Annotated in this window: 19 protein-coding genes and 1 pseudogene; 8 read left to right on the forward strand and 12 right to left on the reverse strand. The window is 69.8% G+C overall.

Annotated features, from left to right (window positions below; all coding sequences use genetic code 11):
* Window positions 1-51: 51 nt before the first annotated feature.
* From ACFYTQ_RS16620 to sucB, 5 genes are all read right to left on the reverse strand, one after another.
* Window positions 52-2250, reverse strand: a complete 2199-nt coding sequence (locus ACFYTQ_RS16620) for an elongation factor G-like protein EF-G2 (protein WP_387361501.1) — start codon at window positions 2248-2250, stop codon at window positions 52-54.
* Window positions 2251-2344: 94 nt separating this feature from the next.
* Window positions 2345-3397, reverse strand: coding sequence for a lipoyl synthase (gene lipA, locus ACFYTQ_RS16625; protein ID WP_387361503.1), 1053 nt, complete (start codon window positions 3395-3397; stop codon window positions 2345-2347).
* Window positions 3398-3649: 252 nt separating this feature from the next.
* Window positions 3650-4165, reverse strand: a complete 516-nt coding sequence (locus ACFYTQ_RS16630; protein ID WP_387361505.1) for a GNAT family N-acetyltransferase — start codon at window positions 4163-4165, stop codon at window positions 3650-3652.
* A 258-nt stretch (window positions 4166-4423) separates the two neighbouring features.
* Window positions 4424-5314 carry a TIGR01777 family oxidoreductase gene (locus ACFYTQ_RS16635; protein ID WP_387361507.1) on the reverse strand — a complete coding sequence of 297 codons (891 nt, stop codon included), beginning with the start codon at window positions 5312-5314 and terminating at the stop codon, window positions 4424-4426.
* Between the two features lie 11 nt (window positions 5315-5325).
* Entirely contained in the window at window positions 5326-7155 is a 1830-nt protein-coding gene (gene sucB, locus ACFYTQ_RS16640; RefSeq protein WP_387361509.1) for a 2-oxoglutarate dehydrogenase, E2 component, dihydrolipoamide succinyltransferase, read from the reverse strand.
* Between the two features lie 297 nt (window positions 7156-7452).
* Here sucB and ACFYTQ_RS16645 point away from each other — a divergent pair, with 297 nt between their 5' ends.
* Window positions 7453-7800, forward strand: a complete 348-nt coding sequence (locus tag ACFYTQ_RS16645) for an oxidoreductase (protein WP_387361511.1) — start codon at window positions 7453-7455, stop codon at window positions 7798-7800.
* A gap of 243 nt (window positions 7801-8043) precedes the next feature.
* On the opposite strand, the gene ACFYTQ_RS16650 is transcribed toward ACFYTQ_RS16645, so the two are convergent.
* Window positions 8044-9549 (reverse strand): leucyl aminopeptidase, encoded by a 1506-nt coding sequence (locus ACFYTQ_RS16650; protein WP_387361513.1) that lies wholly within the window; start codon window positions 9547-9549, stop codon window positions 8044-8046.
* 39 nt (window positions 9550-9588) lie between these two features.
* Between ACFYTQ_RS16650 and gcvT the strand changes: the two genes are divergently transcribed.
* Window positions 9589-10689: a glycine cleavage system aminomethyltransferase GcvT gene (gene gcvT / locus ACFYTQ_RS16655; protein ID WP_387361515.1), complete on the forward strand. Its 1101-nt coding sequence runs from the start codon at window positions 9589-9591 to the stop codon at window positions 10687-10689.
* A gap of 419 nt (window positions 10690-11108) precedes the next feature.
* On the forward strand, window positions 11109-12209 hold the full coding sequence (locus ACFYTQ_RS16660) for a branched-chain amino acid aminotransferase (protein ID WP_387361517.1): 1101 nt from the start codon (window positions 11109-11111) through the stop codon (window positions 12207-12209).
* A gap of 153 nt (window positions 12210-12362) precedes the next feature.
* Here the strand turns inward: ACFYTQ_RS16660 and ACFYTQ_RS16665 are convergent, their stop codons facing one another.
* The 3 genes from ACFYTQ_RS16665 to ACFYTQ_RS16675 form a co-directional block, all read right to left on the reverse strand.
* A complete protein-coding gene (locus ACFYTQ_RS16665; protein WP_387361519.1) occupies window positions 12363-13076 on the reverse strand; it encodes an MBL fold metallo-hydrolase in 714 nt (237 codons plus the stop codon).
* A 157-nt stretch (window positions 13077-13233) separates the two neighbouring features.
* Window positions 13234-14205, reverse strand: a complete 972-nt coding sequence (locus ACFYTQ_RS16670; protein WP_387361521.1) for a carbohydrate kinase family protein — start codon at window positions 14203-14205, stop codon at window positions 13234-13236.
* Between the two features lie 180 nt (window positions 14206-14385).
* On the reverse strand, window positions 14386-14739 hold the full coding sequence (locus ACFYTQ_RS16675) for an iron-sulfur cluster assembly accessory protein (RefSeq protein WP_387361523.1): 354 nt from the start codon (window positions 14737-14739) through the stop codon (window positions 14386-14388).
* Window positions 14740-14881: 142 nt separating this feature from the next.
* On the opposite strand from ACFYTQ_RS16675, the gene ACFYTQ_RS16680 reads away from it, so the two are divergent.
* Entirely contained in the window at window positions 14882-15565 is a 684-nt protein-coding gene (locus ACFYTQ_RS16680; protein ID WP_387361524.1) for a DUF3043 domain-containing protein, read from the forward strand.
* 348 nt (window positions 15566-15913) lie between these two features.
* On the opposite strand, the gene ACFYTQ_RS16685 is transcribed toward ACFYTQ_RS16680, so the two are convergent.
* The gene (locus ACFYTQ_RS16685; protein ID WP_387361526.1) at window positions 15914-16117 is read right to left on the reverse strand and encodes a hypothetical protein; all 204 of its coding nucleotides are present in this window, start codon (window positions 16115-16117) and stop codon (window positions 15914-15916) included.
* An 86-nt stretch (window positions 16118-16203) separates the two neighbouring features.
* Here ACFYTQ_RS16685 and ACFYTQ_RS16690 point away from each other — a divergent pair, with 86 nt between their 5' ends.
* The 4 genes and pseudogenes from ACFYTQ_RS16690 (at window position 16204) to ACFYTQ_RS16705 (ending at window position 20448) form a co-directional block, all read left to right on the forward strand.
* Entirely contained in the window at window positions 16204-17181 is a 978-nt protein-coding gene (locus ACFYTQ_RS16690) for a GlxA family transcriptional regulator (protein WP_387361528.1), read from the forward strand.
* Window positions 17182-17492: 311 nt separating this feature from the next.
* Window positions 17493-18017: pseudogene (locus ACFYTQ_RS16695) on the forward strand (bifunctional adenosylcobinamide kinase/adenosylcobinamide-phosphate guanylyltransferase); the annotation flags it as partial.
* A 579-nt stretch (window positions 18018-18596) separates the two neighbouring features.
* Complete coding sequence (gene cobT / locus ACFYTQ_RS16700; RefSeq protein ID WP_387362274.1) at window positions 18597-19658, forward strand: nicotinate-nucleotide--dimethylbenzimidazole phosphoribosyltransferase; 1062 nt, start codon at window positions 18597-18599, stop codon at window positions 19656-19658.
* Between the two features lie 40 nt (window positions 19659-19698).
* Complete coding sequence (locus tag ACFYTQ_RS16705) at window positions 19699-20448, forward strand: adenosylcobinamide-GDP ribazoletransferase (RefSeq protein WP_387361530.1); 750 nt, start codon at window positions 19699-19701, stop codon at window positions 20446-20448.
* 430 nt (window positions 20449-20878) lie between these two features.
* Here the strand turns inward: ACFYTQ_RS16705 and ACFYTQ_RS16710 are convergent, their stop codons facing one another.
* Together ACFYTQ_RS16710 and ACFYTQ_RS16715 are read right to left on the reverse strand one after the other, a co-directional pair.
* Window positions 20879-21412 (reverse strand): glyoxalase superfamily protein, encoded by a 534-nt coding sequence (locus ACFYTQ_RS16710; protein WP_387361532.1) that lies wholly within the window; start codon window positions 21410-21412, stop codon window positions 20879-20881.
* A 193-nt stretch (window positions 21413-21605) separates the two neighbouring features.
* A complete protein-coding gene (locus ACFYTQ_RS16715; RefSeq protein ID WP_387361534.1) occupies window positions 21606-23216 on the reverse strand; it encodes a purple acid phosphatase family protein in 1611 nt (536 codons plus the stop codon).
* Between the last annotated feature and the right edge of the window lie 40 nt (window positions 23217-23256).

Here is a 23256-nt window from a genome sequence, read left to right on the forward strand (position 1 = left end):
GGGAACGCGGGCCGGGTTCCGCAGCCGGACCGTCCGGTTCGGGCGCGACGATCAGGCCGAGGCCGTCGCCCGCGTTCTGATGCCGTCGGCGAGTTGGCTCGGCATGGGCTCGTGGCGGATGTAGGAGCGGGTGAACCGGCCCGTGCCGTGCGAGAGCGAGCGCAGGTCGATGGCGTAGCGGCTCAACTCGAGTTCGGGGACCTCGGCGCGGACGGCGCTGCGGCCGGGGGCGACCGGTTCGGTGCCGAGGACGCGCCCGCGACGGCCGGACAGGTCCGCCAGGACCGCGCCCAGATAGTCGTCGGAGACGGTGACCCGGACCTCGGCGAGGGGTTCGAGCAGGTCGAGGCGGGCGGCCGCGGCGGCCTCGCGCAGGGCGAGGGCGCCCGCGGTCTGGAAGGCCGAATCCGAGGAGTCGACCGAATGGGCCTTGCCGTCGTAGAGGGTGACGCGGACGTCGACGAGGGGGTAGCCCGCGATCAGTCCCCGGGCGGCCTGGGCGCGCACGCCCTTCTCCACCGACGGAATGAATTGGCGTGGAACGACTCCGCCGACGACCTTGTCGACGAATTCGATGCCCGAACCCTCCGGCAGCGGGGACACCTCGATCTCGCAGACGGCGTACTGGCCGTGGCCGCCGGACTGTTTGACGTGGCGGCCGCGCCCGGTCGCGGTGCCCGCGAACGTCTCCCGCAGCGCCACCCGGTGCTCGATGGTGTCGACCCGCACGCCGAATCGCGACCGCAGCCGTTCCAGGGCGACGTCGCGATGCGCCTCGCCCAGGCACCACAGCACCAGCTGATGGGTCTGGCCGTTCTGTTCGAGCCGGACGGTCGGATCCTCGGCGACCAGGCGGCCGAGGCCCTGGGACAGCTTGTCCTCGTCGGCCTTCGAATGCGCCCGCACCGCCACCGGCAGCAGCGGTTCGGGCAGCTGCCAGGGCTCGATGAGCAGCGGAGAATCCTTGGCGGACAACGTGTCTCCGGTCTCGGCGTGACCGAGTTTGGTGACACAGGCGATGTCCCCGGCGATGGCCTGGGCGAGCGGGCGTTGCTGTTTGCCGAACGGGGCCGAGACCGCTCCCACCCGCTCGTCCAGGTCGTGATCGCGCTCGACGTCGGGGCCGTGACCGCAGATGTGCACCGTCTCGTCCGGGCGCAGCGTGCCGGAGAACACCCGCACCAGCGACAGCCGCCCGACGTAGGGATCGGAGGCGGTGCGGATCACCTCCGCCGCGAGCGGGGCGTGCGGATCACAGGCCAGCCGAGCGGGCGGCGAACCGTCGGCGGGGTGGCTCGCGGCGACGAAATGCTCTGCGGGCGTGGGGAATCCGCGCGTGATCAGATCCAGTATCTCGACCGTGCCCAGGCCCTGTTTCGCGCCCTCGGGGGGCGGCGCGGCGGTGAGGACGGGGTGGAAGCTGCCGCGGGCCACGGCGCGTTCGAGGTCGGTGACCAGGGTCGGCAGGTCGATGTCGGCGCCCTCGAGGTAGCGGTCCATGAGGGTCTCGTCCTCGCTCTCGGCGATGATGCCCTCGATGAGCCGGCCGCGCGCGGCGTCGAGTTCGGACCGCTGCTCGGGTGTGGGTTCGGTACGGGTGTGCTCGCCCGCGGAGTAGTCGAACACGCGCTCGGTGAGCAGATCGACCAGACCGGTGACCGGACGATGGCCGTCGGCGGACGCGGGCCCGTACACCGGCAGATGAAGCGGCAGCATGCTTTCCGACGCGCCGCCGCCGAGGATATCGCGACAGGTGCGGGCCATCTCGTCGAAATCGGCGCGCGCGGCGTCGAGATGGGTGATCACCAGCGCGCGCGGCATGCCGACCGCGGCGCACTCCTCCCACAGGGCGAGGGTCTGCCCGCCGACCCCCTCGGCCCCCGCCGCGGCCGAGATCACGAACAGCGCCGCGTCCGCGGCGCGCAGCCCGGCCCGCAACTCCCCGACGAAGTCGGCGTATCCCGGCGTATCCACCAGATTGATCTTGATCCCGTCCCAGGACACCGGCACCACCGACAACTGCACCGACCGATGCTGCCGCTGCTCGATGTCGTCATAGTCGGACACACAGGTCCCGTCCTCGACCCGCCCCGCCCGCGGCACCGCCCCGGCGGCCACGGCGAGCGCCTCCACCACCGTCGTCTTCCCGGACCCACTGTGCCCGACCAGCACCACGTTCCGAATGTCCGCGGGGTGTTCGACCGCGCTCGCCTTGTCGACCATGTGGCCCTCGCTCCCGGAGTACGACATGTGCGGTTCATCCGAGCTTCCCACTGGGGAGGGCGGTGTGTCGGGGAATCGGGAGATCCGGCGCAGGCACGCCTACGGTCGGGCGGAGTGAGGGTTACGACCCGAAGCGGGCCAGCACCGACGTCGCCTCCTGGGCCGCGCTGCCCTCCTCGGCCAGGTGCGCCATCTCTACGGGAAGGGTACGGCCGTGGTGGGCGAGGGCCTGGGCGTAGAGGCGGCCCGCGCGGTAGGAGGAGCGGACCAGCGGTCCGGCCATGACGCCCGCGAAGCCGAGTTCGGTGGCGACGCGGGAGTGTTCGACGAACTCCTCCGGCTTCACCCAGCGGTCGACGGGGTGGTGGCGGGGGGAGGGGCGGAGGTATTGGGTGATGGTGAGGATGTCGCAGCCCGCCTCGTGCAGGTCGCGCATGGCCTGGGTGACCTCTTCGGGGGTTTCGCCCATGCCGAGGATGAGGTTGGACTTGGTGACCAGACCGGCCTCGCGGGCAGCGGTGAGCACCGACAGGGAGCGTTCGTAGCGGAAGGCCGGGCGGATGCGCTTGAAGATCCGGGGGACCGTCTCGAGGTTGTGCGCCAACACTTCCGGGCGCGCGGAGAAGACCTCGGCGAGCTGATCGGGGTCGGCGTTGAAGTCGGGGATCAGCAGTTCGACGCCGGTGTGCGGGTTGAGCCGCTTGATCGCGCGGACGGTCTCGGCGTAGAGCCAGGCGCCGCCGTCGTCGAGATCGTCGCGGGCGACGCCGGTGATGGTCGAGTAGCGCAGGCCCATCGCCTGCACGCTCTCGGCGACGCGGCGGGGCTCGTCGCGGTCCAGCGCGGCGGGCTTACCGGTGTCGATCTGGCAGAAATCGCAACGGCGCGTGCACTGTTCGCCGCCGATGAGGAAGGTCGCCTCGCGGTCCTCCCAGCATTCGAAGATGTTCGGACAGCCCGCCTCCTCGCAAACCGTGTGCAGCCCTTCGCGTTTCACCAGACCCTTGAGTTCGGAGTACTCCGGTCCCATGGTCGCGCGGGTGCGAATCCACTTGGGTTTGCGTTCGATCGGCGTCTCGGCATTGCGTGCCTCGATACGAAGCAGCTTGCGTCCGTTCGGCTGGGCCGGGTTCTGGCCGCCGTCCTTCGATGTCGGGGTGTCGACTGAGGTCACTGGATTGATGCTACGCCGGTGGGAATTGGGGGTGGGGGGTGCGTTGGGGTGGTGTGACGTGGGCGATAGGGCGGGGGATGGGAGTTGCTCCTGTCCGATCTCGGGGCGGTCTGGTGGAACGTTGCCTAAGGCTCGTTGGCGGTCTCGATGGGTTCGGCCGGAGGCCGCGCGCCGCTCGCTCGTGGTCCCGAAACGGCCCGGTGGGAGGCGCGCGTCCCTTGCTCGTGGCCCCGAAGCGCCCTATAGCCGGGCCTAGCTCTCCTCACCCAACGGCCCGGCCAGCGTGAGCTGCATGAACGTGAGGTCCAGAAACCGCCCGAACTTCCACCCCACCTCCGGCAACTCACCGACGATCCGGAACCCGAACCGTTCGTGCAACCGGATGGAGGTCGCATTACCCGACTCGATGGCCGCGACGATCGCATGCACGCTCCCCGACCCCCGCGCCCGCTCGATCAACCCCCCGAGCAACGCGGCCCCCACCCCACGCCCCTGAAAATCCGCCCCCACATACACCGAATTCTCCACACTGAACCGAAACCCCACCTTCGGCCGCCACTGCGAGTAACTGGCATACCCCGCCACCACCCCCTCCACCTCGGCCACCAACACCGGATACCCCGCACCCACCCGCCCCCGCCACCACTCCCCCCGCTCCTCCACATCCACCGGCTCCTCATCCCAGATAGCCGTCGTATCGGCAACGGCCGCATTATGAATCGCCACGATCCCCCCGAGATCCCCCTCCCGCGCATCCCTGATGATCACACCCCCACGCTAACCACCCCAGGCCCGGCAGCCCAGCCGCACCCCTTATTCGAATCCGCACCCCTTTCTGTGCCCTGTAAGGGGTGCGGATTCGAATAAAGGGTGCGGCTGGGGCTGCCGAACCTGGGGGAAGTGGGCTTTTGAAGGCTGGTGCGTTGGGTTGAAGGACCTGGGGAAGTGGGCTTCTTCTGAAGGCTGATGCGGTTGGGTTGGGGGACCGGGGGACGTGGGCTTGCTGGAGACGAGGTGGAGGGGTGGTCAGGGGAGGATGGTCGACAGGGCCTGGCCGATGGTGTGGTGGTGGAAGGGGTAGCCCGCTTCCTCGAGGACCGTGGGGATGGCTCGGGGGCCGTGGAGGATTGCCTCCTGGGCGAATTCGCCGAGGAGGAGGCGGAGGGCGGGGGAGGGGAAGACCAAGGGGGCGGGGCGGTGGAGGGCTCGGGCGAGGGCTCGGGTGAATTCGGCGTTGGTCACGGGGGCGGGGCCGGTCATGTTGACGGGGCCGTGGATCGTGGTGTCCGCCAACAGGTATCGGAGGGCGCCGATCTCGTCGTCGAGGGAGATCCAGGGGACGTACTGGCGGCCGTTGCCGAGGCGGCCGCCGAGGCCCAGGGAGTACAGCGGGCGCAGCATGTCCAGCAGGCCGCCGTGGCGGGACAGGACCAGGGCGCTGCGGAGCAGGACCACGCGGGCCCCGGCCTCGGCGGCGGGGGTGGTGGCCGCCTCCCAGTCGGCGCAGAGCCGGGCCAGGAAACCCGTTCCGGCGCAATGGGTTTCGGTAACTATCCGATCTCCCGTACCGCCCCCGTAGTAGTGCACGCCGCTCGCGTTGATCAGCGTCGGCACGCCCGCGGCGGCGACCGCGGTGGCCAGCACGTCGGTCGGGACGATGCGGCTGTCGCGCAGCACCTGCTTGTAGCGGCCGTCCCAGCGGCGCGCGCCCACGCTCGCCCCGCACAGATTCACCACCGCGTCCGCACCCCGCAGGGCCCGGTCGGGGATCTGCGCCCGCGACGGATCCCATTCGAATTCGTCGCGGGCGGCGGCGGGACGGCGCACCAGCCGCAGCACCTCGTACCCGTCGCGCCGAAGCGCGGCCACGAGCGCCGTCCCGATCGCGCCGGACGAACCGGCGATCACCACCCTCATCCGAGGGCGACCTACAGGCCCAGATCCGCCTCGAACGCCGCTTCCTCGAGCCGATGCTTGATCGTGGTGAGGAAGCGACCGGCGTCGGCGCCGTCGATGAGGCGGTGATCGTAGGTCAGCGGCAGGTAGCACATCGAGCGGATGCCGATGAACTCGTCACCGTGTTCGGCGATCACGATGGGCCGCTTGACGATCGCGCCCGTGCCGAGCATCGCCGACTGCGGCGGAAGCAGGATCGGGGTGTCGAACAGCGCGCCCTGGCTGCCGATGTTGGTGATCGTGAACGTGCCCCCGGCCAGCTCGTCCGGCTTCAGGCCGCCGGTGCGGGCGCGGTTGGCGATGTCGGCGATCGCGCGGGCCAGCCCGGCCAGCGAGAGGTCGCTCGCGTTGTGGATGATCGGGGAAAGCAGGCCCTGCTCGGTATCCACGGCGATGCCGAGGTGGACGGCCGAGTGGTAGGTGATCTCCTTGGTGTCCTCGTTGTAGGACGCGTTGACGTTCGGGTGCACGCCCAGCGCCTCGACCGCGGCCTTGGCGAAGAACGGCAGGAACGTCAGGTTCACGCCCTCGCGCTTGGCGAAGGCGTCCTTGGCCTTGGCGCGCAGCGCGGCGATCTTGGTGACGTCGACCTCGTGGGTCTGGGTGAGCTGCGCGGTGGTCTGCAGCGACTCGCGGGTCTTGGTCGCGGTGATCTGCCGGATGCGGCTGGCCTTCTGGGTGGTGCCGCGCAGGGCCTGCAGTTGCGGGCGGACACCGGCGGTGGCCGCGGGCGCGGAGGACGCGGCGGCGGGGGCCTTCGGCGCGGCGGCCGGGGCCTGAGGCTCGGGAGCCGCGGGGGCCTGCTGCTGTTCGGCGGCGGCGAGAACGTCCTGCTTGCGGATGCGGCCGCCGACGCCGGAGCCCTTCACGTTCGCGAGGTCGACATTGTGCTCGGCGGCGAGCTTGCGCACCAGCGGGGTGACGTAGGGGGAGTCCGCGTTACCGGAGTCGGTCGAGGACGGTTGCGTCTTCGGTTGCGGCGCTTCGGCTTTCGGCTGCTGGGGTGCGGCCTGCTGCGGCTGCTGCTGGGCCTGCTGTTGCGGCGCCTGCTGCTGCGGCTGTTGCGGCGCGGCCTGCTGCTGTGGCGCCTGCTGCTGGGGCGCCTGCTGCGGCTCGGGCTCGGCCTTGGGGGCCTCCTGCTTCGGCGCCTCCGGCTGCGGCGCGGGCGCCTGCTGCTGGGCGGGCTGACCGGAGCCGATCACACCGAGTTGACCGCCCACGGACACCACGTCGTCCTCCTCCGCGCTGATCTCGAGCAGCGTGCCCGCGACCGGCGAGGGGATCTCGGTGTCGACCTTGTCGGTGGAGACCTCGAGCAGCGGCTCGTCGACCTCGACCTGATCGCCGACCTGCTTGAGCCACCGGGTGACCGTGCCCTCGGTGACAGACTCGCCCAATTCGGGCATCTTCACCGGCGTGCCGTCGGCGGAGCCGGAGGCGGCGGGCTGCTGCTGGGCCGGTTGCTGCGCGGGTTCCGGCTGCGCCTCGGGCTGCGGCTCGGGCTCCTGCGCGGGGGCATGCTCGGCCTGGGGAGCGGGGGCGGACTGCTGGGCCGGGGCCTCGTTCGCGTCGCCGATCACGCCCAGTTCGCCGCCGACCTCGACGACGTCGTCCTCCTGGGCCACGATCTTGGTCAGCACGCCCGCCGCGGGCGACGGGATCTCGGTGTCGACCTTGTCGGTGGACACCTCGAGCAGGGGCTCGTCGACCTCGACCGTGTCTCCTTCCTGCTTCAGCCACCTGGTCACAGTGCCCTCGGTGACGCTCTCACCAAGAGCTGGCATCTGGACGGAGAAGGCCATGTCCGTTGACTCCTCTAACTGCTCGACGGGTCTACAACAGTTCGTCTCTCGGCGGACGCCCGCCGCGGGTCGCGGCGATTGTCCGAACGCCACCCGAACACTCTTGTGTGGCACCGGAGATCCGTGGGTTCTTGTTCCGGCTTCCCATCCTTGCACTCGCCGTGTCGGTACGTACCACAGGGCGGCCGTGTTGGGCGAGAACGCCGCCCCGCACACCGGCCGGGATTGTCCAATTTCCTGGCACTATCGATGCACCGGGTGTGAACGTCTCCGGTGCAGGAAGAGAGGTAGGCGGGGATGGGTTTGCTGGATCGTTTCCGCCGCGGCGGCTCGCGCGGCGTGGCCGACGCGGGCGATACCCGGTATCTGGCGGACTGGGTTCGCACCCACACGGGGGTGGAAGCCTACGTCGAACCGAAGACCACTGTGACCGATGTCACAGCGGTTCTGGTGGCCGCCGACGGCGAATGGACCCGCCGTGTGGTCGGCGAGCAGGGCGCGCGGCGGTTGGCGGGGTGGCTGGGGATCCCGGTGTACGACGTGGCGCGGACGGGGTATCCGCAGCGGATGCGGGATTACGACGCGCGGCGGCGGGTCGAGCGGAAGCGGGCTCTGGAGGAGGAGCTGCGGGAGGGGCCGGACTGAGGCTTGGTCCTCGTGCGCGGGCCGTGGCACTCCTACCCCTTACGCCCAGGTCGTGGTGCTGTCCCCTGTTCCTTGTGCCCGGGCCGTGGTCCTGTTCCTTGTGGCCAGGCCATGGGTGCTGACCCCTTGTTCCTTGTGCCCAGGCCGTGGGTGCTGATCCCCCGGTCCTCGTGCCCAGGCCGTGGTGCTGACCCCCTGTTCCTTGTGCTCGGCCCCCCAGGGCCGAGCACAAGGAACCGAAACTCATTCCGCCGCAATATCCTCCAACACCGCGATCAACGTCCGCACCGGAACTCCCGTGCCTCCCTTGGGGATATACCCGAAGGGCCCGCCCGTGTTGTAGGCCGGACCCGCGACATCCAGGTGCGCCCACTGCACGTCCTCCGGGACGAACTCCTTGAGGAACAGCCCGGCCGTGAGCATCCCGCCCCACCGATGGGGCGAGACATTGGCGAGGTCGGCGACCTTGGAGTTGAGGTCGGCCCGGAGTTCGGGGGGAAGGGGCATGGCCCAGGCGTTCTCGCCGACGCGCTGGGAGATGCGGGCGACGCGGTCGCGGAATTCGTCCGTGCCCATGACGCCGGGGGTGCGGGTGCCGAGGGCGACCATCTGGGCGCCGGTGAGGGTGGCGACGTCGATGATGAACTCGGGGTCGTCCTCGCTCGCGCGGACGATGGCGTCGGCCAGGATGAGGCGGCCCTCGGCGTCGGTGTTGATGACCTCCACCGTGGTTCCACCGTATTGGGTCAGTACATCGCCGGGCCGCTGCGCGGTGGCCGACGGCATGTTCTCGGCCATGGGCACGGTCGCGGTGACGGTGACCGGCAGACTCAGCCGGGCCGCGAGCAGCGTGGTCGCGATGACCGCCGCCGCGCCGCCCATATCGGAGGTCATGTTCTCCATATTGGCGGCGGGCTTGATGGAGATGCCGCCGGTGTCGAAGGTGATGCCCTTGCCGATCAGCGCGACCTTGCGCTCACCGCCGCGGTAGGTGATCCGGACCAGCCGCGGGGGCCGCGAGGAGCCCTTGCCGACGCCGAGCACACCGCCGTAACCGCCCGCCTCCAAAGCCTTCTCGTCGAGCACCTCGACCTCGAGCCCCGCCGCCTCGGCCAATTGCGCCGCGCGCGAGGCGAATTCGGCCGGGTACAGGTGGCTCGGCGGCGTGTTGACGAAATCCCGTGCGGTGGCGACGGATTCGGCGATCGCCTGCGAGCGGAACAGCTCCTCCTCGCCGGATTCCGGTGTGGGAACGAGGAATTCGACGCGCCGCACCGGCTGCTCGTCCGGCTTCGGCGCCGACTTACCGGATTTGAACGCGGTGAAGGTGTAGGCCCCCAGATAGAATCCCTCCGCCGCCGCGCCGAGATCCAGCCCGGACAGCGTGGTCACCGCCGTCGCGACGCCGCCCAGTGCCCGGCCCGCCACGCCCGCCGACTTGCGTACCTGTTCGGCGTCGGCCTTCTCCGGCGAGCCCAGCCCGACCGCGAGCACGCTGGTCACCCCGAGCCCCTCCGGCGCGGGCACCCGGGTCAACTCCTCGCCCTTCCCCTTCGCCCCGACCGCCCGCAACTGCTCGACCAGCGCCGCCCGCACGTCGCCGCCGAGCACGTCCTCGAAGGCGTCGGTCGGCGCGATCACGGGTCCGTCGTCGGTGCTGAACAATCCCACCACGAGCACGTCGGCATCCCCGATGCCGACGACGCGAGCCAACTCCGGTCCGAGGGAACGATCTGCAACACCAGTCATGCGCACCAGGCTACTGTCGGGCCCCGTTAAGCTCCCCGTGTGACCGACACGAACCTGTTGCAGGGCCCGATCCACGGTGTGCATGTCGAGCTGGGGGCGAGTTTCGCGCCGTTCGGGGGGTGGGAGATGCCGGTGCAGTACGGGGGGACCGTGGCCGAGCACACGGCCGTGCGGACGACGGTCGGGGTGTTCGATGTGAGTCATCTCGGGAAGGCGACCGTGGCCGGGCCGGGGGCGGCGGAGTTCGTGAATTCGGCGTTGACCAACGATCTGGGGCGGATTCGGCCCGGGAAGGCGCAGTACACGTTGTGCTGCACGGCGCAGGGCGGGGTGATCGACGATCTGATCGCCTACTACGTGAGCGACGACGAGGTCTTCCTGGTGCCCAATGCCGCCAACACCGCCGCGGTGGTCGCCGCGTTGCGCGCGGCCGCGCCCGCGGGAGTCACCGTCACCGAGCAGCACCGGGAGTACGCGGTGTTCGCGGTGCAGGGCCCAAGGTCGGCGGAAGTGCTTGCGGCGCTGGGGCTTCCGACCGATATGGAGTACATGGCCTTCGCCGACGCCGAGTGGGACGGGCGGCCGGTACGGGTTTGCCGCACCGGATATACGGGCGAGCACGGGTACGAGTTGCTGCCGCGGTGGGACGACGCCGAGCCTCTGTTCCGTGCCCTCGTCGAGCGGGTACGCGCGGCCGGGGGAGAGCCCGCGGGCCTCGGCGCCCGGGACACCCTGCGCACCGAGATGGGCTATCCGCTGCACGGCCACGAACTCTCCCTCGACATCTCGCCGGTGCAGGCGCGATGTGGCTGGGCGATCGGCTGGAAGAAGGCCGAGTTCTGGGGCAAGACCGCGCTGGAACAAGAGAAGGCGACGGGCCCCCGGCGAATCCTGTTGGGCCTCAAGGCCATCGACCGAGGCGTGCTCCGCCAGGGGCAGACCGTGCTGCGCGGCGACGAGCCGATCGGCGAGACCACCTCCGGAACCTTCTCGCCCACTTTGAAATCCGGCATCGCCCTGGCCCTGTTGAGCACGACCGCGGGCCTCGAGCCCGGCGATCAGGTGGAGGTCGACGTCCGCGGCCGCCGCCTCCGCGCGGAGATCGTCCGGCCGCCGTTCGTGCCCTCGCACACGTCGTGAGCGGGGCTGGCGCGCCCGTGCATCGCGGAGGCCGCGTCCCGCGCCGGGCGGGGTGAGGTGCGGCGGGCGAGGGTGGTCGTGCACCGCTGAGACCAGGTTCCGCGCCGAGTGGGCTGAGTACGGCATGCGAGGGCGGTCGCGCACCGCCGAGGCTGCGTTCCAGCGCCGCGCGGACTGACGTGGGGTGGGCGGGGGCGGTCGTGCATTGCCGAGGCCGCGTTCCGCGCCGGGCAGGCTGGCGTGCTGCGGGCGGGGAGCCCGGGCGGTGAAACGTCGCTGAGCCGGAGTCGGCAGATCGGGTGGTGGGCGAGGCTCGAGAGCGAGCGGGCTGAGCAATCTGCACAGCAGTCGAGGTGTCATCTATTCGACATGCCGAACCGGGCATCAGGCTTCGGACGTGGCGTTCTAGGATCAGCTGCATGACCGTTGCCGCGCAGTTCACCCGTGTTCCACATCCGAGTCCGACGCTGGCGCAGCGGCGACAGGAGATTCACGCGGCGCCGGGGTTCGGGCGGTGGTTCACCGATCACATGGTGACGCTCGACTACATCGACGGGCAGTGGGTGAACGGGCGGGTCGAGCCGTACGCGCCGCTGCCGTTGGATCCGGCCACGATGGTGTTCCACTACGGGCAGGCGATCTTCGAGGGCCTCAAGGCGTATCGGCAGGCCGACGGGAGCATCGCGACTTTCCGGATCGATGCCAACGCGCGGCGGTTCCGGAACTCGGCGCGGCGGATGGCGATGGCCGAGCTTCCGGAGGAGCTGTTCATCGAGTCGATCCGGCAACTGCTCGAGGTCGACGGCGACTGGGTGCCCGCCGCGGGTGGCGAGGAGTCGCTGTATCTGCGGCCGTTCATGTTCGCGACCGAGGCGGGGCTGGGCGTCAAGCCCGCCGAACAGTACAAGTACCTGCTGCTGGGCTCGCCCGCGGGCGCGTATTTCCCCCGCGGCCTCGAGCCGGTGCGGGTGTGGCTGTCGACGGAGTACGTGCGGGCCGCACCGGGCGGTACGGGAGAGGCGAAGGTGGCGGGCAACTACGCGGCCTCGCTGCTCGCGCAGCGCCAAGCCGTCGAACAGGGCTGCGATCAGGTGGTGTGGCTGGACGCCTGCGAGCACCGCTACGTCGAGGAGATGGGCACCAACAACCTGTTCTTCGTGTTCGGCTCCGGTTCCCAGGCCCGCCTGGTCACCCCCGAACTGTCCGGCTCGCTGCTGCCCGGCATCACCCGCGATTCGCTGATCACCCTCGCCGCCGACTCGGGCTACCAGGTCGAGGAGCGCCGAATCTCCGTCGAGGAGTGGCGCAAGGGCGTCGAGTCGGGCGAGATCACCGAGGTGTTCGGCTGCGGAACCGCCGCGGTGGTCATCCCGGTCGGCTCGGTCCGCTCGGCCGACGGCGAATTCACCATCGGCACCGGCCAGCCCGGCGAGGTGACCATGGCCCTGCGCGACACCCTGACCGGCATCCAGCGCGGCACCTTCGCCGATATCCACAACTGGATGCAGACCCTCGCCTGACCCGTACCCTGCTCGAAAGGTCAAGGGGGCTAACGCGATTCGGCGGCGATCTTCGTAGGTCCCGGAATGTAGGGGTTCGGCGTGACTCGGCCCGGTCCCACCCCTCGGTGCCGGGCACGGTTCGATTCGAAACGCCTTGGCGCGCAGCGCGACTCAGCCCGGCATCAGCGTATGCCACTGCTCCAGCGTCTGCGGCCGCATGACATAGTTGTTGTCGCGCACCGAGGACAGCGCGGCATTGGGCTCCTGCGAGTACCAGTGACCCGGGTAGACGACCGGGTCGCCCGACAGCCCGGCCAGGTAACGCAGACTGCGGAACATATCGTCGGAATCCCCGCCCGGGAAATCGGTACGGCCGCAGCCGTCGACGAACAATGTGTCGCCCGCCACGAGCCGATCCTCGAACAGGAAGCACTGGCTACCCGGAGTGTGTCCAGGGGTGTGCAGCAATTCGATCTCGAGGCCGCCGACGGCGACCTTGTCGCCGTGTTCGTGGCCGGTCAGCTCGCTCGGCGCGATTCCCGTGACATTGGCCACCCACGGTAATTCCAACTGCTGCACATGCACCGGGACGGCGACCCGTTCGAGCAGTTCCCGCAACCCGCGCAGGGTGAATCCGAGCATGGTCCCGCCGACGTGATCGGGGTGGTGATGGGTGGCCAGGACGCCGGTCAGGCGCAGTCCGTCGGCCTCGGCGATATCCACGAGATCCCCTGCCGCATAGGCCGGATCGACCACGACGCACTCCCCGGTCTCCCGATCCCCGATCAAATACGCGAAATTGCGCATCTGTGTGGCGATCGGGTCGCCGACGGCCCAATCCCTGCCGGACAGAAGTTGACGGAAGTACACGCGGTCGGTTGCCATGCCCACCACCCTATTGCCCGTCGGCGAATTTCACGCATCCGGTGGACTGTGAACCCTCACCGCGCACGAGTACCCGCTTTCGGAGGTGTGCGATTTTTTTGTGAATTGCCCAGTTTGAACCCGAAACCGCGCCAATCCACCAGCGCTCGAGCCGATTTCAATTCAGCACTGTGCTGATTTCGTCGGCGGCCTCGGGTCCGTACGCGCCGCGAATGCGCGCCAGCGCCGCCTCGCGATCGAGCGTCCACTCCTGCGGACCGTCGGTCTCGAGCACGAGAACCGCTACCAGCGAACCCAATTGGGCCGCCCGCTCGAGGCTCAGCCCCGCGGTGTGCCCGGTGAGGAAGCCCGCCCGGAACGCGTCGCCGATGCCGGTCGGATCGACCTTGGCCGACTCGGGAACCACCTCGACGTTGATCTCGGTGCCGTCGCGGTCGGTGATCTGCACGCCCTTCGCGCCGAGGGTGGTGATCCGGATGCCGACGCGGCGGTCGATCTCCTCGAGGGTGAGCCCGGTCTTCTGCCGCAGCAGGCCCAGCTCGTATTCGTTGGTGAACAGGTAGGTCGCGCCGTCGATCAGTTGCAGCGACTGGTCGCCGTCGAGGCGGGCCAGCTGCTGGGACGGGTCGGCCGCGAACGGGATGCCCAGCTCGCGGCATTCGACGGTGTGACGCAGCATGGCCTCGGGATCGTCGGCGCCGATCAGCACCAGCTCGAGGTCGCGGCCGTCGGCCACCCGCTCGATGGAGATGTCGCGGGCCTCGCTCATCGCGCCCGGGTAGAAGGCCGCGATCTGGGCCATGTCCTCGTCGGTGGTGCAGATGAAGCGCGCGGTGTGCGCCTTCTGCGAGACGTGCACCGCCGAGCAGTCCACGCCGTGCTTCTCGAGCCACTCGCGGTACTCGGTGAAGTCGGGGCCGACCGCGCCCAGCAGCAGCGGGGACCGGCCGAGCAGGCCCATGGCGTAGCTGATGTTGCCCGCGACGCCGCCGCGCCGGATCGCCAGATCGTCGACCAGGAAGCTCACCGACACGTGCTCGAGCTGGTCCGGCAGCAGGGCCTCGGAGAAGCGGCCCGGGAAGTGCATGAGGTTGTCGGTCGCGATGGATCCGGACACGGCGATCGTCACGGGGAATTCCTTCGGGGTTCGTGAGCTGGGCGGTTCGTCCGTAACGTACACCGTCCAACGGCGATCCCACCAGACCGACGTGCCGGGTGTTCCCTACGTTTTACGTTGTGGCGCAGGGCATCTCACCCCGGGCAGAGGACAGCGCGGAACCCGTACGGGTCCCGCGCCGAACTGGTTCGATCAGTTGAAGCTGTCGCCGCAGGCGCAGGAGCCGGTGGCGTTGGGGTTGTCGATGGTGAACCCCTGCTTCTCGATGGTGTCGACGAAGTCGATGGACGCGCCCTGCACGTAGGGGGCGCTCATCCGGTCGACGGTCAGCGTGACGCCGCCGAATTCGGCGGTGAGGTCGCCGTCGAGGGCGCGATCGTCGAAGAAGAGCTGGTAACGCAGACCGGCGCAGCCGCCGGGCTGCACGGCGATCCGCAGCGCCAGATCGTCGCGGCCCTCCTGATCGAGCAGCGCCTTCGCCTTCGACGCGGCGGCCTCGGTCAGAGTCACGCCGTGGGTGGTGGCGGTCTCGTTCTGCACAGTCATGAACTCTCCTAGGGACCTGTGATACCCGTGAAACGGCTCCAAGATGTCAACGCCACTTCGCGGGTGGCTATTTCCAATCTTGCCACCAGGATGGACCGGGTGGGGGCATGGCCCCGGGAACCGATCGAATAGCCTGGTCGGCGTGAAGTTCCTCCGCCGTGGCGATGCCAGCACCACCGACGACCTCGCCGACGATACCTCGGCCGCCACGAGCGGCGGTTCCGACGGCGGCGCGTCCACCCCCGAACGATCGGCCGCCACCGCGACCGCCGGTAAGGGCAGGCCCACCCCCAAGCGCCGCGACGCGGAGAACCGCCGCCGCGGTCCCGTCGCGCCCGCCCCCATGACGGCCAAGGAGGCGCGCGCCCGGCGCAAGGCCGCCCGCGGCTCCCGACAGGACCGCAAGGCCGCCTCCGCCGAGCGTCGCCGCGACGCCGCCGACCGTCGGCAGCGGATGCTCGCGGGGGAGGACAAGTACCTCCCGCCGCGCGACCGCGGTCCCGTGCGCGCCTACGTCCGCGATCTGGTCGACGCCCGGCGCAATCTGGTCGGGCTGTTCATGCCGCTGGCGCTGGTGCTGATTCTCACGATGTTCCTGACGCCCGCGGTGCAGGCGTATGTGACCTTGGCCATGCTCGTGATGATGGTGTTCATGGCCGGGGAGGGGTTCCTGCTCGGGCGGATCGTGAATCGGCGGGTGTCGGAGCGGTTCCCGGATCGGACGGATTCGTCGTTGTCGTTGGGGTGGTATGCGTTCGTGCGGGCGTCGCAGATTCGGCGGATGCGGGCGCCTAAGCCGCGGGTGAATCCGGGGGAATCGGTTTGAGGGTGGGGTGAGTCGGGTCGCGGGGGCGGTTCGTAGTCGACGCGGCGCATCTGTGCGGGAGGCTCGGTCGTATTGGTTGCGTGCGGGGTGGGTGCGGGTTCGATCGGGGGCTTGGGGTCGGGCGCGGATTGAGCTGAGGCTCGGGCGCTTTCGTTGTGCTGGTGGGTTGTCTACGGGGCCGGTACGGGTTTGAGTCCGGGCTCGGGTGCGTCAGTTCTGTGCGGGGCGAGTACGGGTTGGTGCGGCGCTTTCGGGGGTCCTGGTTGCGTACGGGATGAGTGCGGAGTGGGCCGAGCCCCGGCCGGGCTCGCGGTTCGCGGGGCGGCCGGGCTCGGATCGGCTTGGCGCTCAGCCGTGTTCGCGCATCGAGCCCTGGCCGCGCAGGGACACGATGGCGCGGAGGTCGGCCTCGTGGCGTTCGGCGTCGCGGTCGGTGTGATCGGTCGAGCCGAGCAGCGGCAGGGTCAGGTTGTGCCGCAGGAACAGGGAAGGCGCGGCGAGGGCGAGGATCATGGCGACCGCGGCGGCGAGGAGAAGCAGCGAAGCAATCATGGCAGTAATTTTTCGCTCCTGCACTTACCGCCACCAGTGGCAGTTTTGACATTGTTCGTAAAGATTCAGCCACGTAGACTCGACGCATGCTGTCGAAGGTTGCGGTCGTGCTCAACGAGCGCCTGGCCATGTTCGAATTCGGCGTCATCTGCGAGGTTTTCGGCCTGGACCGCAGCGACGACGGCCTGCCCGTCTTCGACTTCCGAGTGTGCGGCGCCGACCCCGGCAAGCCGCTGACCTCGTCGTCTCCCGGAATCTCCGTCACGCCCGAATACGGCCTCGAGGCACTGCTCGACGCGGATCTGGTTGCGGTGCCCGCGTTTCCGGCCGGGGACCGAATGGCCATCGACCCGCGCGTCGTGCACGCGGTGCGGGAGGCCGCGGCGGGCGGGGCGACCGTGCTCACGGTGTGTTCCGGGGCATTCCTCGCCGGGGCGGCCGGGCTGCTCGACGGACGGCGGTGCACGACGCACTGGCGCTACGTCGACCAACTCGCCGCGGCCTACCCGTCGGCGACCGTCGACCCGGACGTGCTGTTCGTCGACGAGGGCCCGCTCATCACCAGCGCGGGCACGGCCGCCGGGATCGACGCCTGCCTGCATCTGGTCCGGCGCGAACTCGGCAGCGCGATCGCCAACAAGATCGCCCGCCGCATGGTCGTCCCCCCGCAGCGCGACGGCGGCCAACGCCAGTTCATCGAACAGCCCGTCCCCGAATGCCGCGCCGACAGCCTGCGCGACACCCTCGCCTGGATGACCGAACACCTCGACCTCACCCACACCGTCGAGGACCTCGCCGCCCGCTCCGCCATGTCCACCCGAACCTTCGCCCGCCGCTTCGTCGCCGAAACCGGAACGACACCCGTCAAATGGCTGACGAATCAACGCGTTCTGCTGGCCAAGCATCTGCTGGAAGACACGACGCTGGATCTGGAGACGATCGCCGGGCGGTGTGGATTCGGGTCGGGGGCGTTGCTGCGGCACCACTTCCAGCGGGTGGTGGGGATCGCGCCGACGGAGTATCGGCGGAGGTTCGGACAGCCGTCTTCGGTGGGGTCGTCTTAGGGTTCTGCCGACCGCAGAGGCTCGGCACCACCGGTCTTTCGGCGCTTCGGCAAGTGCGGCCTTCAGAAGGTACGGCAACACAGCCGCACCCTTTATTCGGATCCGCACCCTTTGTGGGGCCATGTAACGGGTGCGGATCCGAATAAGGGGTGCGGCTGGGGTGGTGTACCTGGGGGAGTGAGCCTTGGTGTGTTGGGTTCCTGTTTCGGGTGGGTGGGGAAGGGCGTGGGGGCTGGTACAGGTGGGCCGGGAGGTGGTGGGGGCTGGTACAGGTGTGCCCGGAGGGGGTGGGGGGTTGGTACCGTGCTCGCGTGTTGAACGATGCTGCGGGCGGGCGGGGATTGCGGACGCTGGTACTCGGCGGGATTCGGTCGGGGAAGTCGGCGTTCGCCGAGCAACTGGCCGGGCGGGCGGGGGCCGTGCGGTATGTGGCTACGGCGTCCGTCGATCCGGGCGATGCCGACTTCGCCGAACGGGTTGCGGCGCATCGTGTTCGGCGGCCGGGGCAGTGGGCCGTGGTGGAGGGGGATCCGGTGGCGGTGCTCGGGGAGCCCGCGCGGATGACGTTGATCGATGATCTGGGGACGTGGCTGACCGGGCGGATCGATGCCCGGGGGGCGTGGGAGGCGCCGCGGGGGACGGTGGCGGCGGACTTGGACGCGTTGGTGGCGGCCGTTTCGGATTACTCGGGGGATCTGGTGCTGGTGAGTCCCGAGGTGGGGCTGGGGGTGGTGCCCGCTACCCGGTCGGGGCGGTTGTTCGCCGATGAGATCGGGGAGTTGAATCAGCGGTTGGGGCGGGTGTGCGATGAGGTCTATCTGGTGGTGGCGGGGGTGGCCACGCGGATCAAGCCGGGGGCGTTCGAGGGCGGGGTGGCTTCGGGTGTTGCTGGTTCGCGGGAGGGTGAAACCGGTTCGGCGGCAATTGTTTCCGGTGCTGCGGCGGGGGGAGTTGGGGCGGGTTCTCGCGAGTCAGCGGTATCGGCTTCGGGTGGAGGTGGTTCGGCTGCGGCGGGTTCTGGCGAGCTCAGGGGATCGGGCGGTGAGTCGGTGCCGGGCGAGAGTGGTTCGGCCGCAGCTGGTTTGGGCGAGGCGGGGGTAGCTAGCGGTGAATCAGCTCCGGGTGAACGGCATTCCGCCGCGGCGAGTCCGCGCGCCCCGGGAGTGCCGAGCGGGCATGAGACGTCGGTGGAGGGTGCGTCCGCATCGGCCTCGGTTGCTGAAAAGGATTCTGATGCAACCGGTTTCGGAGCTACGTCGGGACCTGGGTCGCCGGCGCGTGGTGTAGCGGCTACCGGTGAGGATGACGGCGGTGCTGCGCGAGGCGGGCTGAACCGCGAAACTTCCTCGGACGCAACTGATCTCGTGGATTCGAGTCGGGATGCGGGTAGGCAATGGTTCACCGGTGGGGATGAGATGCCGCAGTTCGGGCCGGTGGTGGCGCCGGACGCCGGGGTGCGGGCGGAGGCCGAGGCTCGGCAGTTGCGGTTGACCAAGCCCGCGGGTGCGCTGGGGCGGTTGGAGGTGCTGGGGAACTGGGTTTCGGCGTGTCAGGGGGTGTGTCCGCCGCGGCAGTTCGAGCGGGCGCGCGTGGTGGTCTTCGCGGGCGATCATGGTGTTGCGCGACATGGGGTTTCGGCGTATCCGAGTGAGGTGACCGCGCAGATGGTCGCCAACTTCCTGGCGGGTGGGGCGGCGGTCAACGCGCTGGCCCGGCTGGCGGGGGCGAGTGTGCGGGTGGTCGATATCGCGGTCGGCGGGGATACCGATCCGTCGGTGTCGGCGTACAAGGTGATGCGCGCCAGCGGGAGCATCGATCGGGAGGACGCGCTCAACGAGAAGCAGGTGCGCGCGGCGCTGGCGGCGGGGCGGGCGATCGCGGACGAGGAGATCGACGGGGGTGCGGATCTGCTGATCGCGGGCGATATGGGAATCGGAAACACCACGCCCGCAACGGTTCTCATCGCCACGCTGACCGATACCGAGCCGGTGCTCGCGGTGGGTCGCGGTACCGGTGTCGACGACGCGGGCTGGATGCGCAAGGCCGCTGCCGTCCGCGACGCCATGTGGCGCGCGCGTCCGCATCGCAACGATCCGGTGGCGCTGCTGCGCGTCGCCGCCGGTGCCGACTTCGCCGCTGCCGCAGGCTATTTGGCGCGTGCCGCCGCCCGCCGCACGCCAGTAATCCTCGATGGCGTGGTGATCACTGCGGCCGCGCTGGTCGCGGAGATGCTCGCGCCAGGGGCGCGGGAGTGGTGGGTGGCGGGTCACCGCTCCACCGAGCCCGCCCACCAGATGGCCCTCACCAAACTGGGCCTGTCACCGCTCCTCGATATGGACATGCGCCTCGGCGAAGGCTCCGGCGCGCTGACCGCGTTGCCCGTCCTGCGAGCGGCGGTCGCGACGCTCGGGGAGATGGCCACATTCGACGAGGCCGGGGTGAGCACGGCGGAGGCGCCGAGCGAGGTGGGCTCCTGAGCGGGCGAGCCGAAGGGTTCCGACGCTCGGCGGAGCGGCGATGAACGCCGTGCGGCTCGCGTTCTCCTGGTTGAGTGTGCTTCCGGTACGGGGGCCGGAATCGGTCGATCGGGATGTGGCGGGGCGGGCCATCGCGCTGGCTCCGGTGGTGGGGATTGTGCTCGGGGCCGTGGCTACGGGTGTGCTGTGGGTTTTGTGCTGGGCGGGTACGGGTTTCGCATCGGCTGGGTTGATCACCGTCGGGATGCTGGCTCTGGTGACGCGGGGGATGCATCTGGACGGGTTGGCCGATACGGCGGATGGGCTGGGGTGCTACGGGCCGCCGGAGCGGGCGCGCGAGGTGATGAAGAGTGGGGGTGTGGGGCCGTTCGGGGCCGTGGCGATGGTGTTCGCGGTGGGGTTGCAGACCTTCGCGTTCGCGGGGATGGCCGAGGCCGGACGGTGGTGGGGGGTGGCCGTGGCGGTGGTTGTGGGACGGGTGGCTGTGGTGCTCGCGTGCCGGGGGTACGCGGCCGCGCCGGGGGCTGGGTTCGGGGCGTTGGTCGCCGATACCCAAGGGTGGGTGATGGCGGTGGGGTGGATCGTAATCGTCTCGGCGGCAAGTATTTTCGTTGTTCCGGGGCGGTGGTGGCTGGGGATCGCCGCCGTGGTCGCGGGTCTCGCCGTGGCGTTGTTTGTGGTCCGGCATTGCGTCCGGCGGTTCGAGGGGGTGAACGGCGATGCGCTCGGCGCGGCGGTGGAGATCGCGGTTTCGGTTGCCGCTGTGTCGCTTTCGCTGCATTCGGCCTGAGCGATTTCGAGGACCCGCGAGCTTGATCGGCTCCCCGGGAAGGGCCGCCCCGTCGGGGGCGCATCGCGCCTGCCGACAGGGGCGGCCCTGCGCGTGAGTGGCCCTGCGCGTGAGTGGCCCTGCGCGTGAGTGGGGCTGGGCGTGAGTGGGGCTGGGCGTGGTGCTGCGTCGTGAGTGGGGAAGGGGAGTTGGGAGGGCGATTGGGTGTTCGTACAGGTATGCGGGGAGGGCCTGGGTCGTGTGGGCCTGGAGGGTGGGGAGGTGGTGGGGTTCGTAGAGGTGTGCAGGGAGCGCGTGGGCTTGGGTCGCGTCTGATCCTGCGGGTGTGTCTGTGCCGCAGGGCCTGCCTGGACCCGTCGGCGGTGCCGTAGGGCGTGACGAGGTGATCGACCCGACTGGTGTGCTCCGACGGGCAGTGGCGGGTTGCCCGTTAGTCGCTGGGCTCGCAGAAGCGCAGGATGTTTTGGAACGGGTCGGTGAGTTGCAGGGTTGTGCCGCCGGGGGCGGATCGGTCTATGGCGGGGCGCAGGGTGGTCAGGTGGTCCTTGGAGCGGAGTTCGCGGTACCAGGGGTCGAGGCCTGCGGTGGCTATCCAGACGCCGCTGCCGGGGGTGCCGTCGCCGAGGTGTTCGCTCAGGTCGAGTTGGATCTCGCCGCGGGCTATGCGGAAATAGAGCGGGAGGTCCGGTGCGAAGCGGTGCTCGAAGATCACCTCGAAACCCAGGTAGTCGCAATAGAATCGCCGCGCGATGCGGGAATCGTAGCTGCGCAGTACCGGAACCGTAGTGAGGGGGCGGGGCGTTCTCAGTGCGGCGCTGTAGGTGTTCCAGTCCCGGTAGCCGAGGGTGTGGGCGAGGGTTTCGAGCGCTTGGGCGTGGGTCAGGGAGGCCAGGTCGGCCGATGAGAGGGATTCGCGCAGGGCGCGTGCGGCGCGCTTGGCGGCGTCGACGGTGAGCGGGAACATCACGGATCTCCTTCGGCGAGGCGGAGAAACACCACCGGGAGCTCGCGTTGCCAGCGGTTCTCGGGAGCCTCGGTGTCAGGATTCCGATACGCGACGGACATGACGGCGTGTTCACCGAACCCGAGGAGGGTTGCGAGCGGCAGGTGCGCCAACCTCGGGAGCGATTATGGCACAGCGCGACGGGTGGTCGGTGTCACCGATCCGAGCGGGGGCGGGCGAGGGTGAAGGTGTCGATCGCCTTCAGTTCGCTGGTCGGTCCGACCAGCGCGTAATACGTTGCCTTGATGGTGGTTTCGCCGCCGGGGCGGCCGGGGTCGACGTCGAAGGCGCAGAAGCCGTAGGGGTGGTCGGCGTCCTTGAAGGCCGACCACGGGGCCTGTTCCACGACGTAGGTGGGGGACTTCTTGCCGGTGGCGGAGTCGGCATTGCCGACCTCGGTGATGACGCGGCACTGCTCGCCGGGGAAGAAGAGGGCGTTGGAGGGAACCGAGGTGCCGCCGCCGCCGATCACCAGGTGAACCGTGCCCCTCGAGGTATCGATGCGATCGGTGCGGGTGTCGGCCGGTTTGGGGGTGAGAGTGTCGGTGCCGAGGACGCCGCGGACGGGGTGGGAGCGTTCGTAGTGGTGTTCGTGGCCGCACAGGACCAGGTCGACCTGGTACTTGTCGAACAGGGGCAGCCATTCCTCGCGGATGCCGCGGTCGGCGCCGTTGAACTTGTCGGCCGAGGAGATGGCGGTCTGGTGCATGAAGACGACCACCCAGTCGATGTCGCGGTCGGCGCGGGCGGCCGCCAATTCGCCCTCCAGCCAACGCTTTTGGGCGCCCCCGGAGTATCCCCGTACATAAGTGTTGCCGGCGTCCTGGTGGCAGATGTCGTCGTTGGCGAGGGCGATCAGCCGCATGCCGCCGACGGTGAAGGAGTACCAGAGGCCGCGGGTCAGGTCGTCGCCGCGGTTCTCGGGGACGGTGAAGTAGGTCTGGTAGGCGGCGTAGCCGATGGGGCCGTTGCCGAGTTCGTTCTCGTGGTTGCCCGCCGCGGGCATCCAGGGGCGGTAGCGGGCCGAGCGGGAGTTGTTGGCCCACCAGTCGTCCCAGCTCCGTACTCGATCCGTAGCGAGATTGGCGTAGCAGAGGTCGCCGTTGACGAGGTTGAACAGCGGGGCGAGTCGTTCGATGCCCGCGGTGACGTCGCCCGCGAAGGGGGAGCCGAGGTTGTCGTTGACGAATTTGCCGTTGTCGAGCTTGCCGAGGGTGGGGGTGCCCTGGTCGCCGAAGCTGGTGAAGCGGAAGGCCGCTCGGCCCGCGGGGGCGGTGCGGAGGGTGCCGAGTTCCGGGGGCGCGCCGTCGTGTCCGGCGGCGTAGACGTAGTCGGTGCCCGGGGTGAGTCCGGTGAGCCGCGCGTGGTGGGCCTGGACCTCCGTACCCGATTTGGCGTCGCGATAGGTGCGGGTCCGGGCGCGCACCACCGTGCCGAACCCGTCCGTAGCCGTCCCGTACCGAACCTTCGGATCGGTCACCGCGCCGACCGTGTGCCAGGACACCACCGCCTCCCGCGCCGCGTCGGCCCCGAATTGCAGATGCAGCCCCGAAACCCGCGGCGCCGCAGCCCGATCCGGCCCGATCAGCATCTCCGCCGACCGAGGCCAATGGTCCTGCCCGCCCGGCTCGCTCCGCTGCGACGCCGTGGCCCCGGCCCCCGCCGCCAGCCCCGCGATCGCCGCCACCCCGGAAGCCCCGAACAACCACCGCCGACTCACGGTCTGCTCGGAACTGCCAGCACCCTCGGATTCCCGCTCGGTCATGCCCTTCAGCTAAGCCGCCCCCGGTTCAGGGTCCGTCACA

Source organism: Nocardia sp. NPDC004068, from assembly GCF_042874315.1.
GTDB lineage: Bacteria > Actinomycetota > Actinomycetes > Mycobacteriales > Mycobacteriaceae > Nocardia.